The organism is Chryseobacterium sp. RLHN22, assembly GCF_051011795.1.
GTDB lineage: Bacteria > Bacteroidota > Bacteroidia > Flavobacteriales > Weeksellaceae > Chryseobacterium > Chryseobacterium zhengzhouense.
The window spans coordinates 68763-86849 of sequence record NZ_JBPCHW010000011.1 but is presented as its reverse complement, the minus strand read 5'-3'; the positions used below and the strand labels follow the sequence as shown (position 1 = coordinate 86849).

The following is an 18087-nucleotide window of genomic DNA, read 5'->3' as shown; positions in this document are numbered from 1 at the left end:
TCAAACACCTCGTCTTCTTGCATGAGACTGTGGCTTATCCTGTTTTGCCTGCTGAATTTTATCTTTAGGAGTTTGTTGCCCTTTCTGTAACGGTTCTTTTAAATTCTTAGTGGCTTCATTGGTTTTACCTTCTGAATTAACTGCCGTTTGTGTTTTGTGTCCCTCCGTAGGTCTTGCCTGTTCTCTCGCTTTATTTGGATTCTGAAACGAAAAATCTACTTTTCCTGTCTCTTGATTAAGGGTGATATAACCCTTATAGGGCCGGCCTTTTTTATCCAGCAGTCCATCCAGATAGATGGTTTGCCCACCTTTAAATTTCTCATACTGTTCATCACTTAAGGCTTTGCCTCTGAATGTTTTTGGAATTTCTGAATGAGATTGTTGTTGACGCTCTTTATGATCGAATAAAAATTCAACATATTTTTTATCAGCATTAAACTGAACATGTGCATTAAAGGGCTCCCCTTTGGTAGAAATCATGCCTTCCAGATATAATGCCTTGCCTTCTATTAAAGTTTGCTTTTGCTCTTCATTTAATTTGATACCTTTAATCTCATCGGGAATTTTGATATTTTCAACTTTATAAGCAACCAGTTCATTCGTGAGACGGTCTCTGCTGATAACGGAAGGAATAATTTCATCAGTCTTTGGATTAATAAGTTCCACAACACGTCCCATATTTCCGTTTTCCATTAAATTTTTTTTGTCTTCTGCAGTAAACTCATGACCCAGAAACTTAAAATTGAAATTAGGTTCTTTTCTGATTCCATGAATATTGATGACCACATCTCCGGCATCATTGGTATTCAGTGAAAGCCGGGCATCCATTCTGGTAAGGGCTGTTCCGAGATTGATGGTAACAGGAACAAGACCGTTGGTTTTAAATCCTTTTAACATAGGATCTAAAGCATTTGCTTTTTCTAATTTTTCTTGAGTTAAGCCGAATTTTGACATCATATTCCAGTCGATTTGATCAGCAGAATACTGATATTCTTTTTCTGATAAAGGGTTTGTACTCATCATATTGGTATTTGAGGTTAATATTTTGTAGGTCTTCAGAAATTCTTCACCCTCAGTACTGGGGTGGGTAAGGTGATGCTGGATCTGTTTTCCGATCTTCTCTGATTCTTTGAGTGGCGATTTAAAAAAGTTGAACAGAGTCGGATTTTTAAGTTGACTCAAAAAATTGGAGAAAAAGTTGGAGAATAGATCACCCTGTTTATCAATCTTTAGAAATTGATTCTGATTCTTCTTGGTGTTGGGTACTGTTTTCAGATCTCCTTTATCGTCTACTGTTTTCACAGCTTCAATCTGATTGGTTTTGGGATTGAAAACCAATAGAATATTGATTAAAGAAGGATCCGGTTGAGTGTTTTGAATGTCTTCCATGATGCTAAATATTTAATTTAACATCGAAGTTAGCGGACTAAACTCGTTAAGAAAATAGGTTGGAATGAAGTGGAAGCCTTTGGCTGTAAAAGGTTGAATCAGATATTGTTAATTAATCTGAAAGTAAGATTGATGCGCTCTTTCATAGGAGTGGCTGATTTAGCAATTCGATGCTCCCAGTTTTCCTGTAAATCACCTCTCATAATAAGCAAAGAACCATGGGGAAGCGGCAGACTGTATTTACTCTGATGATGGTCTTTCTTTCTGAAATCGAAATTTCGGGTTTGTCCCAGGCTGATTGAAGCAATAACCGGTCGCTTCCCATATCTGCTTTCTTTGTCCCTATGCCACGCAACAGAATCATTGTTATCTCTGTAAAGGTTCAATAATACACCATTAAATCTGTATCCGAACTCATTTTCAATTCTTTCTTTTAACGATAGTAGTTCCGGGGTCCATGTATTAGTCTTTGAGGAGTTGCTGTCTGCGGGTTGATAAGATTTCTTATCATCACCGTACCATGCTGTTAATCTCGGGGTCAAAACCATTTTGTCATACATCTTTTGAGTACGCTGTTCCCAGGGAGTATTCTCTAATAGTAATGCTTTAAGTGTATCCGCCTCTTCCGCACTTAAAAAATGTTCCCTGTATTCCAAAAGATCTTTTGGAAACTCATAAAATTCTTCTGCATTAAATAAACTGAGCTGGCTCATTGTCAATTTTTAATAAAATTTTTACTTTTACAAAATCCCGATTCATTGGGATTTTTTTTTCATCATTTGTGTTTTTTACTTCCCTTCGGGGAAGTTTTATTTTGTTTTCATATTAAGTAGCCTGTTTTCTAGATTACTGATACTGCGTTTGGCATCATCGACCAGATTTTTCAGACTCTCCTCATCAGGCAGATAATGCGGTTTGTAGTCCTGAGGTAAAATTCCTCTGACATACCTCCATATTTCCACGACATCTTTAAGAAAAATATCATATGGTTCATAAAACATATTATCCGCAGCCACCGTAATTGTTCTTGAATTCCGCTTAACAAAAGTTTTATAGGTGATTCCCTCAGTCGTAACAAAAATATATTCTTTTTTGGCTTTGAGATCTTCAGGTCTTTCAACATATTCCCCAATAATAATGGACTGATCTGCAAAAGGAGGCATAGAATCTCCATCTGCAAGAAAAGCTCTGAACTTGCCGTTTTTCAGAAACGGAAGCTGCATCTTCTGAAGTCTTTCCATATACTCAGGGTCGCTGTATCCGTTCAGATAACCCATAGAAGCTTTTTGAGGAACAATCTCAATAAAATTATCGCCATTTGAATCTACTACAACAGGTAAAATAATTTTATTACCCGGAAGTCTAACAATATCATCTAAAGGATATTTACGAATATCAATACTGACCAGTAAATCAATACTGACCTTATGATATTTTGAAATCCTCAATAAGATTTCAATCGGTGGTTCAGAGCGACCATCTTCGTACTTCGCGTACCGTTCACGGGTAATGGTAAGGTCAGCTGAAATCTTTGCCTGAGAGATTTTTTTCTGATCTCTCAGAAACCTGATGTTTTCTGAAAAAATTGACATTGGTATAATTTATACCAGCAAATATATAAATTTTGAGACAAATAGTATCTAATTTTGTCGCATGAATCGTTCGATAGTACATATGGATCTGGATACTTTTTTTGTCTCTTGCGAACGGAAAAAGAATTCAGAATTGACGGGAAGACCGATCATCATTGGAGGTGGTGACCGTGGGGTTGTTGCATCCTGCTCATACGAAACAAGATTCTTTGGCGTACGGTCAGCTATGCCCATCAAGATGGCTTTACGCTTATGCCCTGAAGCAATGGTGATCAAAGGTGATATGGATATGTATCTTAACATGTCTCAGCTTGTCACCGAAGTAATAAGAGATAAAGTTCCGGTAATGGAAAAAGCAAGTATTGATGAGTTCTATCTTGATCTCTCAGGAATGGATAAGTTTTTTGGTTGCTATAAATGGACTCAGGAAGTGGCACAGGCAGTAACAGACAACACAGGGCTTCCCATCAGTTTTGCACTCTCTACCAATAAGACCGTGGCTAAAATAGGAACAGGCGAATCTAAACCTGTCGGAAAACTGGAGGTTAAAGAAAAAGATGTTCAGCCTTTTCTGAATCCTTTATCTATTAAGAAGATTCCAATGGTAGGCAATGAGACATTCCAGTTACTGTCAAGATTAGGAGTCCGTACCATTGAAACGCTTTCCCAGACCCCGCCTGATGTATTGCAGCAGTTGATTGGCAAAAACGGAACAGTGCTCTGGAAAAAAGCCAATGGGATTGATGAAACGCCCGTCATGCAGTATTCTGAAAGAAAATCCATTTCTACGGAAGATACCTTTTCACAGGATACCATTGATGTGTTTGCTGTGAGAAGCATTCTTTCAGGAATGGTGGAAAAGCTATGTTACCAGTTGAGAGAAGAGAAATGGCTTACTTCCACAGTGGTGGTAAAAATCCGATATTCCAACTTTGATACGGAAACAAAGCAATGCAGAATCCCTCATACTTCAGCTGATCACACCTTACTGAAATATGTACTTGAACTGTTTAATAAACTCTATACCAGAAGAATCAGGATCAGAATGGTGGGTGTAAAATTTACCAACCTGGTTCATGGATGCCACCAGATGAATCTTTTTGAAGATACTGAGGAACAGATCTCATTGTATCAGGCAATGGACAAGATTAAAAACAGGTTTGGTACAACCAGTGTATGCAGGGCTTCAGGTTTAATACGTTAAAAATTTTAGGTTATGTTTCTCAATTGTCATTCTTTTCACAGCTTACGCTATGGAACCATTTCTATTCAGGATCTTGTTCAGCAGGCTGCTGAGCATAATGTAAGATGTTTAGCATTAACGGATATCAATACTGTTACCGGAATCTATGATTTCTATAAGATTTGTAAGGAAAAAGGGATCAAGCCTATTGTAGGAATGGAAGTCAGGATAGATCATGAATTATATTATATCTGCCTCGCCAAAAATCCGAAAGGGATCGGAGAAGTCAATAAACTCCTCACCAATTACAATTGTGAACATGTACAGATTCCAAAGATCAATCCTGATCTGCCTGACAATATCATCATTTATCCTCTGCATAATCTGCCGGAAAAATTATCTGATAATGAATTCATCGGTATTCGATATGAGGAACTTAATCTGCTGATCAAACCTGAACTGAAAAAGCTGATTCCCAAAATGGTTATTCTTCATCCCGTAACATTTAAAACAAAACAGGAATATAACCTGCACAGGATATTGCGGGCCATTGACAACAATACATTGTTATCAAAGCTTAATGAATCAGATGTATGTAAGGCTACAGAAACTTTTGTTGATAAAAAAGAACTGTTACAGAAATATATTCATTATCCTCAGATTATCGAAAATACTAAAATGATAATCGGTTCCTGCAGTTTTGATTTTGATTTTTCCACTCCTAAAAACAAGAAGTATTATACGGATTCAAAAGAAAATGACATTAAGCTGCTGAGAAAATTAGCCTATGAAGGTTTGGAAAAAAAGTATTCAATGAATCATACAGAAGCTAAACAAAGGCTGGAAAAGGAATTGGCAGTCATTGATCAGTTGAATTTCTGTGCGTACTTTTTGATTACCTGGGATATTATCCAATACAGTAATAAAATGGGATTTATGCATGTAGGAAGGGGGAGTGGAGCTAACTCTATTGTTAGTTACTGTATCGGTATTACCGCTATCTGTCCGTTGGAACTTGACTTGTATTTTGAACGGTTTCTGAATCTTAACCGCAAGACTCCTCCTGACTTTGATATTGATTGGAGCTGGCAGAGAAGGGATATTATTCTGGAATATATTTTTAAAAAGTATGGAAAAGATCATGTCGCTTTTTGCGGAACCAATGTTGAGTTTAAATACCGTTCTATTTTCCGGGAAGTAGGAAAAGCATTCGGACTTCCGAAAGAAGAACTGGATGCCCTGGCGACAAAACCCATGAATCAGCATGATGATAATTCAGTATTCAGGCTGGTTCATAAATATGGGAAATTGTTAGAGAAATTTCCCAATCAAAGAAGTATGCATTCATGTGGAATCTTGATATCGGAAGAACCTATTACCAATTATTCCGCACTGGAGATGCCTCCTAAAGGATTTCCGATTGTACAGTTCGATATGCATACCGCTGAAGACATCGGACTGGAAAAATTTGATATTCTCTCACAACGGGGGTTGGGAACTATTAATGATACCGTGCAACTGATTGAAGAAAAAAGAGGGATTAAAGTAGATATAGAAGATACAACACTTTCTAAAGATGAAGTGAAATGCAATGAATTTCTGAGTATCGGAAAAACTATCGGATGTTTTTATATTGAATCGCCTGCCATGCGGGGATTACTGAGAAGACTGAAGTGCGATAATTATAAAGTGCTCGTGGCTGCTTCATCGATTATTCGCCCGGGTGTAGCGCAAAGCGGAATGATGAAAGAGTATATTTTCAGACACAATAATCCCTCTCAGTTTGAATACTTTCATGAGGTTTTCGAAAAGGAACTGGGTGAAACCTACGGTATTATGGTATACCAGGAAGATGTGATTAAAATTGCCTTACACTTCGGAGGACTGCCAGCCTGCGATGGTGATGTTCTTCGAAGGGCAATGAGCGGTAAGGGACGTTCTCTGGCTGCACTTCAGAAAGTGAAAGATCATTTTTTTGAATCCTGCAGAGTGAAAGGGCATCCTGAACAGCTGTCTAAAGAAGTCTACCGCCAGATAGAATCTTTTGCCGGATACTCCTTTTGTAAAGCACATTCCGCATCTTATGCCGTTGAAAGCTACCAGAGTCTATTCCTTAAAGTCTATTATCCTATCGAGTTCATGGTGTGCGCAATCAATAACGGCGGTGGCTTTTACAGAACGGAAGTTTATGTGCATGAAGCTAAGATGTCGGGAGCTACCATTAATAACCCCTGTGTTAATCTCAGTGAATGGCAGACCACAGTATATGGGACTGATGTCTATCTGGGACTGATGCATATCGAAAAACTGGAAGGAAGACTGGCTCAGTTGATTCCCGAAGAAAGAAAAAAGAATGGGGAATATCGATCCTTAGAGAACTTTATCAAGAGAATTCCTATAGGCATCGAAACATTACAGATCCTGATTTTTATCGGTGCATTCCGGTTTACAGGAAAACAAAAACATGAGCTGCTTATTGAAGCAAGATTTTTATTAGGGAATAATAAAGAGGTTTACCGGCAGCCTACCTTATTGGAGGAGCCGCAAAAAAGTTATCACCTTCCTAAGATTGAAAGAAATAAGTTTGAAGATGCTTTTGATGAAATAGAAATTCTGGGGTTTCCTGTTTCCTTTTCTCCTTTTGATATTTTGCAGACAAAATACCGTGGATCAGTTATGGCTAAGAATCTGATACAATACCATAAGAAGCAGGTGAAAATGCTGGCATATCTGATTTCGAGAAAACATGTTCCTATCAAAAATAAACGGGAAGGAAATAAAAGAGATGAAATGTTTTTTGGGACCTGGATTGACGCAGAAGGGGAGTATTTTGATACCGCTCATTTTCCGGATTCTCTTAAACAATACCCTTTTCAGGGCGGAGGATGTTATCTGCTGTTGGGAACTGTGGAAGTCGACTTCCATTTTCCTACGATTACCATTCATAAAATGGCAAAAATGCCCTTCATTCCCGATCCCAGGTATTCAATGGATCAGGAAAAATCACAGGAAACACAAAGAAATCTTAGGGAAGACGTTAGTATGACCTTTAGAAAACCTTATCCACAGGAACATGAGATTGGGTTGCCGAGGGAAAAGATGAGGTAGCTCAAGTCCTTTTTTGTATTTTAGTAACTATCAAAAATAATCTAATAATATTTTTATCAATGGTATTACGCCATTAAATACTTTAATTTTATGATCACAATAACTAATGACCAAATAGCCACTATTGAAAATAATAGAGAATGGTGTGAAAATATACATTTTAATGATTTTTTGCTTGCACTTATTAAAGTAGATCCTAAATATTTACTCTGGCCGTATGGAATGAAAGAGCAGATGTGTGAGCGAGTATTTGCTTATGAACTATATCATCAATGGAGAATTGTTTCTGAAATATATCAATATGAAAATTTGATAATTAATGGAGAAATAAGAAAGGATGGGTCTATTTACAGAGAGAATATAAATATTGTATATCCAGATCTTATTTTACATGAACAGCAGAACAATATGAACCAACAGATTTTAGCTTGTGAAATTAAAACAATCAAAGCAGTAGAATCAACAGGTGGTTCAAATAAAGTAAAAAAAGACCTTTTTAAACTTGATAATTATATTAAAGATTTGAACTATCAAATATGCGCATTTATTCAAATTAAAGGTAATATTGATATTTCTGAGAAAGTAATTAAATATTTAAAGACAAAGAAAAATGAATTTGTAAACCTATCTAAAATTTATTATATCATTAAAGAGGATGATTATATTTCCTATGAATCTTTGGAAAATTTATTAGCATAATAATTACAATGTGATACAATGAGCGGAACAGAAAAAACAAAATCAGAAAGTCACTTATCTTTAATTAATCAAAATGTCTTTTTTAAAGAATTTACATTCAGTAACAATGACTTTAAAAGTAATGACAATTTTGAACAGGAACTTGCTGATAATGTGGTTTGGTTAGATGAATACTGCTTTATTTTTCAGATTAAAGAAATGAACCAGACTTCTTCTAATTATGAAAATTGGTTTAAAAATAAAGTCATGAATAAAGCAGTGAAACAGATAAAAAATACATTGCATTATTTTGATGTCCATGATTCTATAATCATTGAAAATGAGAGAGGTCATAAAATGAATGTTAAAGCCGCTAATGAAGTCAAGGATATAAAAAAGATTATTATTTATTCTGCTAATGTTGATTTTCCAGAAACACTACGGTATCAAAAATTTTATGAGAGTTCAGACGTAGGAAATATTCATCTTTTTCATATAGAAGACTATTTTTATATTTGTAAATATCTAATTACTCCTACCGAAATATCTGAATACCTGAATTTTAGAGAAGATTTTTTGGAATTTCATAAACTCGCTATTCATCGTGTACCTGAACAATACCTCTTAGGTCATTTTTTTGAAACTCTTAATGTAGATCATTTTAATGCAAAGTATATTGATAATGTACAGAAATATAAAAAAGAAGAGGATTTTGATATATCAGGATTAATTGAAAACTTTAAACAAGCTGTTATTAGTTCAACTTCATCGGTTGATATCCATTATTATCCCATTATTAAAGCTATCGCAAAATTACACAGATCTGAATTGATTGAATTCAAAAAACGAATTTCTGTTGCTATGGAGAAATGTGAAAAATTTGAATTTATAACCCCTTATAAAATGTATTCAGAGAGAACAGATTGTGCTTTTGTATTTATTCCTATACACTCTATAAATTTTCAACATGCAATTACTGCATTAAAAAATTATACATATGCAATAAAACAAGACTGCAGATCTCAAAAAGCTTTAGGAGTGGTAATTTACAGGAATCCAGACAATTTAGAGAAGATAGACACAGGATGGTATTTCCTTGATGAAACGTGGACTTTCGATCCCGTAATGGACAAAAAGCTCAAAGAAAATTATCCGTTTAGAGAATCAATTAATAAGAAAACTAAGAATCCTTACAAATGAGGAATTTAGGTGTTGATCGTAGATCATATCAAAAATGTAGGTATTGCAGGAATCGAACCTGCGTCTCTTAAAATCATTTTTGAAATTATATTTCCAAAAATGGCTTTAAGCGCCTTAACCAACAGACCTAATACCTTTAAAGATGAGTAAAGATAGACTTTAAAAATGACTTATCATAATCATCTTCCTTTACGAATGCATATTCATTTAGAAGATATATTTCAAGTCGTTTAATTATTTCGGATTCATTTTCATATTTTTTGAATCTTTTTAAAGAGATTGCCAGTTTATCAGGATCAGGATAACAGAGTGAACTTATCCTTAATGCTAATTCTTTGCAAATTTGAGTGAATAAAAAGTAATCCTCAAAATCTACTTCATTAAGTTCTTTCGGACTATTGTTAATACGGTACTTGGCATAAAGTTCTTCATTAGAATGTACATTTGCTTTTTCCCATTTATTTTTAATTTCGTTTATTGAAACCGTCTTTTTGTGTGAAAAATAAATTCTTAATCCGTGATAATACTCAAAAATATCTATTAAATAAGATGGTATATAGTCTACATTATTAAATCTACCTTTGGATTTAAAATAGTTTATAATCTGATTTAGCTTTGTAGTCTCCGTATTGAAGTTGATCGATTCACCATCTGTAAGTAACTTATATTCCTCTTTCATCTCATAAAGAAATGCTTCAAATAAGTGATATACTCCGGATATGTAACCTAAAATAGATTGGTTGTAGCTGGTGTTGCTTGAGTCCAACGAAACCCAAATATTATGCTCCTTACATTTCTGTTCCAAAAATTGTTCGGGACTTCCAGCATTATTTAAATTTTTTAGAAAATCTTTAATTGCAATTTCAGATAATTCCACAACATAATCCATTCTGCCTAACTCCGCTAATAGATTTTTATAAGCTTTATATTTAAATTGCATTATAATTCTTTCTTGGATAGTAATTTTTTTGATTTTTGTCTAGACTTTCAAATATAATAAATTATCTGACTATTACTGTTTATGGATTTTATTATTGATAACTGTCGTTACATATTCTTTTGTTAATTCATAACTTTTCCTTTTGTGCTTTTTTTACTTAATATAATAACTTTGTAAAATAAATTTCAGTATTTTCATTATTATGCAGTCTGAGGAAACAACATATCAAATATATTCACCATCCTCTGTTTTGGGATTATTTAGCAATGCATTAAAAATTAACGCAACAATTAATCTTATTTACCTAAAAGGTAGATATGCATATGGTGGAGGCAAGGCCTACGGTAATTACTATTACGATAATTTATTTTCGGAATCGGATAATATTTCAATAGGAGTTAGAGTTTCAGCATTATTGAGAACAAAGATTGTCAATAATGAGGTGTATACTTTACGTGGATATATTGAAAAAAGTATAAAGAACTCTTCTGTTGAGTTAAGGTTTGTGGTAGATGAAATTATACAACAAGAGGAAAAAGCAATCTCAGAAGACGAGTTACAACGGTATGAACTTATACAGGAAAAACTGGAAAAAGGATCAACGGATCTGGAAACGGTAATCAGAAATAAAATCCTAAAAGAAGAGCCTATCAGAATTGCGAATATTTATGGTAATAATGCAATTGTTCAAAGAGATTTTGCTGAAGGACTTGATGTTTCGCAGAAATATTTTCAGATTTCTGAATATACCTGCAGCATTACTTCTTCGACATCCATTTCAGAAAAACTGAAGGAGGTCTCTAAATCTGATTATGATATTATTGCGTTAGTCAGAGGAGGAGGGGATCGCCAAAGCATGGAAACCTTTAATGATATTACATTATCAAAACTCTTTATCAATTTACCGGCAGTGTCGGTAACGGCTATTGGACATACAGTGGATGAAACCCTTTTGGATAAACTCGCAGATAAGCGTTTTCATTTGCCTCACGATTATGGTGCAGGTCTACACGCTATTGTAGAGAAGCTTCTACATGAAAAGTCCAATTCGAGAGCGTTGCTTATTGATGAGGTTAAAAAAGATGTCAGCAAGCAATTTACTGAGCAAGTGAAAACATTGTCCGAGCAACTTGCTAAAAAGACGGAAGAATTTCAAAAACTACAGGAGCTTTCTTCTAAGCAACTTCTTGATACACAGAAAAACTTTGCTGAACAGCAAAAACAAAGACAGCTGGAGATGGATAATTATAAAAAAGAAATATCTGCACTTTACGAAAAGAATTTGCAATCTGTTATTAATGAGAAGACCGCATCTTTGAAAGCAGGAATGGAATCTTTACAGAAAGAAAATTCCAGACTGACGACAGAAGTTCAGCAAAGCAAAGGAGATCATTCCAAGATTATTATTGCTGTGATTGTGGCTCTGTTAATTGGTTTTGCTGTAGCAAAAATTTTATGATATCCTTTACAATCATTATGTAATTTCCTATTTTTCTAATTACCCTCAGAGTTGAATGCTGAGAATTTATTAGCTTGTCACTTATACTTTATCTGAAGAGAATTTTCAATAAGGCTATTAATTGATAAATATTTCATATACGGAGACATGGTGGTATCATGATAATTTCTAACCAAAATAACTTCTGTATCTGTTAAACTTTCTAGTAATGGAGGATAAGCTGGATCATCAGCGATTAAAATAACCTTCTTTAAGTTGTCATCTATTATGCTATCATAGATTGAAAAACATATTAAATCATGTGTACGTACATAGTAAATATTAATCAAGTAATTATCGACTTCTACTATTTCTGAATCAAATGAAAAACTTTCAATACTATGATAATTAGAAATGAAAATTGTAAGTTCAACAAAAATTTTTCCATTTGTCGTATCCATTGTTTTAAAATGTACGAAGAAATCACTTAAAAATCTAAGAAACAAAGAACTTCTTACACTTTTGTTGAATGATTTAATTGTATTATCATTTTCAAGAGACCTAATGGTAGCTCGGATCTCATTATTTAAATAAATTCCATCGGCTAAAATGTTAATAGAAGGTTTGGCTTGTTTTATAGTTTTTAAGAGATTAAAGTATTTTTGTCTGAAAAAATCTGAAGCCATTGACTGTGAATCATCACTTGACCATGCTCTAACAATCTCTAAATCTTCAAATTCATGAAACCCTTCTAACCAGATATGATCTCCTGTTACGTTTCTCACATACTCAGAAATAACTTTACAGCAAAGTTGAGGAAATTTAACAACCTGCACTTCAGCAAACCTTATGATTCCCCATCCTTTATTTAAAAAGTACTGATTTCTAACTTCATCCTTCTCTTGATCATTTGTATGAATTGGAATATTTCCTCTTAAAGTGTAAGGTTCATCGATTTCAATATCTATATAGAGATTATATTCTGGAATATGCAGCACATAGTCAGGATAATATGGATGTGTTTTGCCATCATCTATTATTACATTTTTGTAGACATAATTTTTAAAATAACTTAAGAACTTCTTTTCAAAGAAACTTTCACTAAAACCTGTTTTGGAGTTTTTGGTTGGTATTATTTTTTGTTCCGAAGGAGTGTGCTTAGGGTAAAATATATGAGGATATTCTTTCATTGAATGAATTTAATATAGCAATAATACTGATAATTAGGGGAAGTTAAAGGAAGAATACGGCTTTCCGTAATTATAGATAAATATTTTTAATAAATTTGGAATTAATGTTAACATATAAAAAAACTAATAACTCAGCTAACAGAAAACTTATTAATTTCATTTTTTAATTATTGATGGTAAACTCCGCCATTCATTCCGATATTTAATGAGACAATCTATATTCCCATAAAATGATAATAAAAGAAAATATACAATCATTGGCAATTCGCCAACTGAATACTATAAAAAAACTCTATGCCGATGATCCACACTTTATGCTTGAGCATTATCAATTAGAAAAAAGTACAACTTATGAATATGAGGGAAGAGAATTACTTGAACTCCTTCAAAATGCTGATGATGCTGCCGAAAGTACTTTTGATCCAAAAGTTTTTATCCATCTGATAGGTAATCAACTTATTATTGCAAATACAGGCAAGGTTTTTTCGGATGAAGGACTTATGTCTATATTTCACAGCCATCTCAGTTCAAAGTTCAATCAAAAGAACCAGATTGGCAATAAAGGATTAGGTTTTAGAACCACATTATCATGGGCAGAGAGGGTTTCAATTTTGAGTGGTGATCTAAAAATAAGTTTTTCAAATATCAATAGTAAAAATATCCTCGATGAGCTAATTGAAATTAATCCTTCAATAAAAGAACTTATATGGCAGACTTATTCAAGAATGGAAGATGCTATTTCAATTTTCAGATGTCCGGAAATCATTGAAAAAATTAATTTAATTCCAGATTTAGAGGGTTATGATACTGTAATTATTCTTGATTTAAAGGATAGTATTGTGGTTGATGGTCAAGTGAAGGCTACATTAGAGGTAATTGAAGAGCAATTGTCCAAAAATGTAGATCCGGAAGTTTTACTGTTCTTAAATAACTTGCATGAGATTAAAATTAAAACACCTAACATAGATGAAGTAATAACTAAAGAAGTTGTTTCAGAGGAAAATGTTAGTAATGATCACATATTAAAAAGAATTGCGGTAGGAACGGATCATTTAAAAAATGAATGGAATATATTTACTAGGAAGGGAAATCATCAACCAATAACTGGAAGTAAAAAAAATTATGAACTTTCTATAGCTTGGAAGGATGATCTTCAGGGAGCAAAAAAGGTTCTTCATTCATATTTTAAGACTGAAGTAGCTTTCAGTTTCCCTGGAATTCTGCATGGTACGTTCGAGTTAAGTAGCAATCGGAATGAATTAATCAAGGGCAAAGGCTATAATGCATTTCTTTTTAAAGAAGCAGCCAATTTAATTTCAGAAGTTGCACAAATTATTGCAGAAAAGAATTCTAATCCTGTTAGTTATTTACCATTACACATAACTAACGTTGATTTTAGTAATCTCAATAATCTTATTAAAGAGTTGTCTTTTAAGACAAGTGTATTAGATTCCTTGAAAAATAAAAGAGTTTTTCCTACGATTAATAATGAATATATAAGATGGGACGAAGACGAAACTCCACCAGCTTTCTACAAGGAAAGTGTTTTTTCTCAATATTTAGATCCTCACGAATATACTTATCTTCTTTTGCCTAGTGATGATGAATTTATTATTGGTCTTCTTGACAAATTAGAGCACTGCACATACGATATTGACGAAATTATTAAAAGTGTTGCAAAAAGCGGAAAAAATATAGCCGTTTCTGAATATGCAAGATTAATTAAGGCAATAGAAGAATATGTAGATAGCAATATTGATTTACAGAAAACAGATGGTCTTTTCTATGATAAATTCAACAATTTATTATCCTTCGATTCTCCTATATTTTTACCTACTAATGGAATAAGCTACGCTGTTCCCGAAGAAATAGGTGTTAAGATCATGGATGATGAGTTGGCTCAACAACTGTTAATTTGCTACAATTCTCATGACTACAAAAATCTGACTTTTCAGCTTGAAAAATATAACATTAAAGAATTCAATTTTAATGAAGTTGCTGAGTCGATTATTTCTTTCTATTCAGCTAAAAAGAACTTACAAATAGAAGAAATCAAGAAAATGCATCACATTATTTTCAGTCTTTTTAAGTCGAGTTCCGAACATGATAAATTTTGGAAAGGATCAACAATAAAGCTCCTAAGTAAGAAATTAAGTATACTAGATTCAAAAGAACTTTATTTTGGAAAAGATTATGACAATTTTCTGGCTGAAGATCTTTATCATTATAAAAAAGATAAAATTGTTGCGGCTATGAAAGTTTATGAGATCGATGCTATTGAAATCTCAGATTGGAAAAGGTATCTTGAGTGGCTAGGTGTTGCAGACCTCCCAAGAAAATTACAAGTCACGGCAAAACAGGACTATGCTGACTATGTGATGATGAATTTCAACTACAGATATGATATCGGAAATTATAACTTTAAGGGTGGTTATAATGAATTTAAAGAGGAATTAACAGGGGGCTATGGACCAATATATGTTCAATCAGTAGATGACTTAGAGGGTATTTTAAAAAACAATACAACTGAATCTATAATCAATTGGATTGATAAAGATCTAGAGATGCTGTCTCTTTTAGAGAAAGATATTGAGGGAGATTCCAGTTTAATATACTTTAATTTCTATAACACTAGAAATTACCGTCAAATCAATGGTAAAAGAATGAAGTCTTATTTAAAGTGGAAATTAGGATATTTTAGCTGGTTGCTTACCGAAAGCCAAATTAAAGCCGAACCTTCCAGATGCATGACTGCGGCTTATATTAATGAAGATTTTAAAGGACTGATTGAAAAGCCAAATATTAATTATGATAGATTAAAAAAATTGAAGGTTGAAAAGGATAAGGTAGATTATATTCTTTCTCAAGTCGGTGTTCATAAATCTATGAGTACCTTACCACCTGCTCTAATTTATTCAATTTTGAACAAGCTACCTGAGATTCATGAAATTGAAAAAAAGGCTAAAACTATCTATAATCAGATAGCAGTTAATTATGATGATATTTCACTTACCAAACTGCAGAACACGGAAAGGGATACGTACATCAAAACAGGAAAAGTATATTGTAAAGATGGTAAGTTTCACTCTGTTGAAGAAGTTTTTTATGTGAATGACAGACGGTATGGAGAAGCTGTTATTAGACAGTTTAACACCATAGATATTGAACGTAGGCGTGGTAAGGATAAGATCCGTAAAATCTTTGGGGTAAAGGCATTAGATAATCTTGAATTTAGTACAATTGGAAACCCTTTAGTTCATCCACTCTCTCTTAAATTTGAGCAGGAAATCGAAAGTTTTAAGCCGTATGTTTATGTATTAAGAAAAGAACAGGATAATGGCAATGAAAAAAATATTATAAAGAGTACAAAGTTTCAGCTTGTCTCCCAACTAAAAGCAGCATCAAACAAAGGACAGCATAAGAAAACATTTGAATTGAATGATTTTGAATATTTATATATCAGAAAACGAAATATGATATATTTAAAAACTCCCACTCATTTTGACGAAATTGTAGATTTAAAAGATGACATTCATTTTTGTTCTGCAATAGCAGAAATATTTTCAGCAATCATTGATGTGGATGCTCCGCGTCTTCAGATTAGAGAACTGTTTTCAAAAAGTGCGTCTGTGCGTGATGAACTCTTAAGATCAGAACTTGATGATGATAAGCTTGAAAAATTAAAAGATGCTCGAAAAAAATTAGGAATTACCAGCAATCCGAAAATAGATTTTTGGACTTCATTTCTTAGGTGTTTTAAAGGGAAAAAATTATCACTAAAAGATAATACTGATAATGAAATTTTAGCTTCGCTTTTGACAAAGTTTTCAAATCATAGTTCAATAATCAAAACATCTATAGATTTAATAAATTATCTGGATTACAATGATGAGGATAGTTTAATGATTATTGTAAATTTATTTAAAGATTTCGGAATTACTTTAGAACAATTTAATAAGTATCATTATCCTTCAATTGATCTTGATTTACTATATGAAATTGAATTAAAAAAAACAATTTCAGATTACTCGGATTCTTTTAAAAGTTTATTATATGAAAAATGTAGAATCGGAGTATTCGATAAGAAAGACTTTCTTAAATTAAGTGATGAATATCATAGTTTGAAATTCGAAAATACAAGTGATGTCAATTTTGATATATTACAGGATTTAAAGACTGCTGTAAAAGATAGATTTGATATCGATTTAAATGATTTGTACATAACTATTGACTTCAATAAGCTGCATTTTGAAAATAAGAACAGCTTGTGGAAGTTTCTAAATTTTGAAAACTTAGATTATAAACTTTTTAATCAGTTTTTAGATGATTCTCAAATGCAATCATTGCTTTTGTTTGAAGATGAATTTTCAAACATAGAAGAAGTTTTACTGGGATGGTTGGGACGGAATCAAAATGGTTCAGATACTCCTAACCCTAATTCTTCAAAATCTTTTAAAGTAAATTTTGGTAATAATCAATTGTTCTATGATGATTTTTTTGATCTAAGATCACAACTTGATCATTTGGTTAGCGATGATGCCTTAAGTCATGTTAAACTTGAAAATATCAAAATATCAAAGAAAGATATTTCTCAGCGAAAGAGAAATTCTTCGGGAAAAAATCCTCCAAAAAGAGTAAGCAATAAAAAACCAAAGGAAGAAATTGGATTTTTAGGCGAATATTTGGTTTATAAGCACTTACTTAAATTAAGCGAAGATAAGTCAAATGTAAATTGGGTATCTGATTATGCAAAAAAGTGTGGAATCAATTTAGATGGTAAAGATGGCTGGGGATACGATATAGAATATATTCCAAAAGGCGCAAAACATAAACGTTTTGTGGAAGTAAAAGTTGTTGGTTGGGATGATTCGTTTCATATTACTCCCACAGAAGTATATGCCGGCGAGCGTTTAAAAAATAACTATGAGATCTTTTTGGTTAAAAATATTGATAATCTAGCATCACTAAAGATTGAAAAAATACAAGGTATTTTTAATTATAAAGGTAAATCGTTTTCAGACAATGACATGTTTACGGTTGTAAATGATAACTTTATTTTAAAATTTAAAAGGGAAATTTAAGACAATTCAAGATTACCATAAAATGTTAAAAACAACAGTTGGATCGATAGAAGCATTTCGACAAATTTAAATAAACTTGAGATTTATGGTTTTCCGTAAACATATTACTCGTAAATTATTTAATTTGCGATCTGATAGAATGTTAAAAATATAATTGGATTTGAATACACCTTACCGATCTATAACTGTTAGATATAGTTTCTATATTCATTCAATAATTTTTATAATTTTCAATATAAAAATGTAAATTGCAGTAACCAAGAAAACTAATATTCATGAAACATAAAA

General features: G+C 32.8%; 11 protein-coding genes and 1 pseudogene. 6 read left to right on the top strand and 6 right to left on the bottom strand.

Annotated elements, in window-relative coordinates:
* The 3 genes from ACR1PN_RS12440 to ACR1PN_RS12430 all read right to left on the bottom strand — a co-directional run bounded on the left by ACR1PN_RS12440 (position 1) and on the right by ACR1PN_RS12430 (position 2981).
* Positions 1–1389 (bottom strand): DUF3945 domain-containing protein, encoded by a 1389-nt coding sequence (locus ACR1PN_RS12440; RefSeq protein WP_433980295.1) that lies wholly within the window; start codon positions 1387–1389, stop codon positions 1–3.
* A 98-nt stretch (positions 1390–1487) separates the two neighbouring features.
* Complete coding sequence (locus tag ACR1PN_RS12435; RefSeq protein WP_433980294.1) at positions 1488–2102, bottom strand: alpha-ketoglutarate-dependent dioxygenase AlkB family protein; 615 nt, start codon at positions 2100–2102, stop codon at positions 1488–1490.
* 96 nt (positions 2103–2198) lie between these two features.
* Positions 2199–2981 carry an XRE family transcriptional regulator gene (locus tag ACR1PN_RS12430; protein WP_433980293.1) on the bottom strand — a complete coding sequence of 261 codons (783 nt, stop codon included), beginning with the start codon at positions 2979–2981 and terminating at the stop codon, positions 2199–2201.
* A gap of 61 nt (positions 2982–3042) precedes the next feature.
* On the opposite strand from ACR1PN_RS12430, the gene dinB reads away from it, so the two are divergent.
* The 4 genes from dinB (at position 3043) to ACR1PN_RS12410 (ending at position 9150) form a co-directional block, all read left to right on the top strand.
* A complete protein-coding gene (gene dinB, locus ACR1PN_RS12425; protein WP_343679446.1) occupies positions 3043–4185 on the top strand; it encodes a DNA polymerase IV in 1143 nt (380 codons plus the stop codon).
* A gap of 12 nt (positions 4186–4197) precedes the next feature.
* A complete protein-coding gene (locus tag ACR1PN_RS12420; protein WP_433980292.1) occupies positions 4198–7272 on the top strand; it encodes a DNA polymerase III subunit alpha in 3075 nt (1024 codons plus the stop codon).
* A 90-nt stretch (positions 7273–7362) separates the two neighbouring features.
* The gene (locus tag ACR1PN_RS12415; protein WP_433980291.1) at positions 7363–7971 is read left to right on the top strand and encodes a hypothetical protein; all 609 of its coding nucleotides are present in this window, start codon (positions 7363–7365) and stop codon (positions 7969–7971) included.
* An 18-nt stretch (positions 7972–7989) separates the two neighbouring features.
* The gene (locus ACR1PN_RS12410; RefSeq protein WP_433980290.1) at positions 7990–9150 is read left to right on the top strand and encodes a hypothetical protein; all 1161 of its coding nucleotides are present in this window, start codon (positions 7990–7992) and stop codon (positions 9148–9150) included.
* Positions 9151–9187: 37 nt separating this feature from the next.
* Here ACR1PN_RS12410 and ACR1PN_RS12405 read toward each other — a convergent pair.
* Together ACR1PN_RS12405 and ACR1PN_RS12400 are read right to left on the bottom strand one after the other, a co-directional pair.
* Positions 9188–9286, bottom strand: a pseudogene (locus tag ACR1PN_RS12405).
* The gene (locus ACR1PN_RS12400; RefSeq protein ID WP_433980289.1) at positions 9287–10090 is read right to left on the bottom strand and encodes a hypothetical protein; all 804 of its coding nucleotides are present in this window, start codon (positions 10088–10090) and stop codon (positions 9287–9289) included.
* Positions 10091–10292: 202 nt separating this feature from the next.
* On the opposite strand from ACR1PN_RS12400, the gene ACR1PN_RS12395 reads away from it, so the two are divergent.
* Positions 10293–11549, top strand: a complete 1257-nt coding sequence (locus ACR1PN_RS12395) for an exodeoxyribonuclease VII large subunit (RefSeq protein WP_433980288.1) — start codon at positions 10293–10295, stop codon at positions 11547–11549.
* Between the two features lie 77 nt (positions 11550–11626).
* Here the strand turns inward: ACR1PN_RS12395 and ACR1PN_RS12390 are convergent, their stop codons facing one another.
* Positions 11627–12718 carry a hypothetical protein gene (locus tag ACR1PN_RS12390; protein ID WP_433980287.1) on the bottom strand — a complete coding sequence of 364 codons (1092 nt, stop codon included), beginning with the start codon at positions 12716–12718 and terminating at the stop codon, positions 11627–11629.
* Positions 12719–12948: 230 nt separating this feature from the next.
* Between ACR1PN_RS12390 and ACR1PN_RS12385 the strand changes: the two genes are divergently transcribed.
* Complete coding sequence (locus ACR1PN_RS12385; protein WP_433980286.1) at positions 12949–17799, top strand: sacsin N-terminal ATP-binding-like domain-containing protein; 4851 nt, start codon at positions 12949–12951, stop codon at positions 17797–17799.
* Positions 17800–18087: the final 288 nt, after the last annotated feature.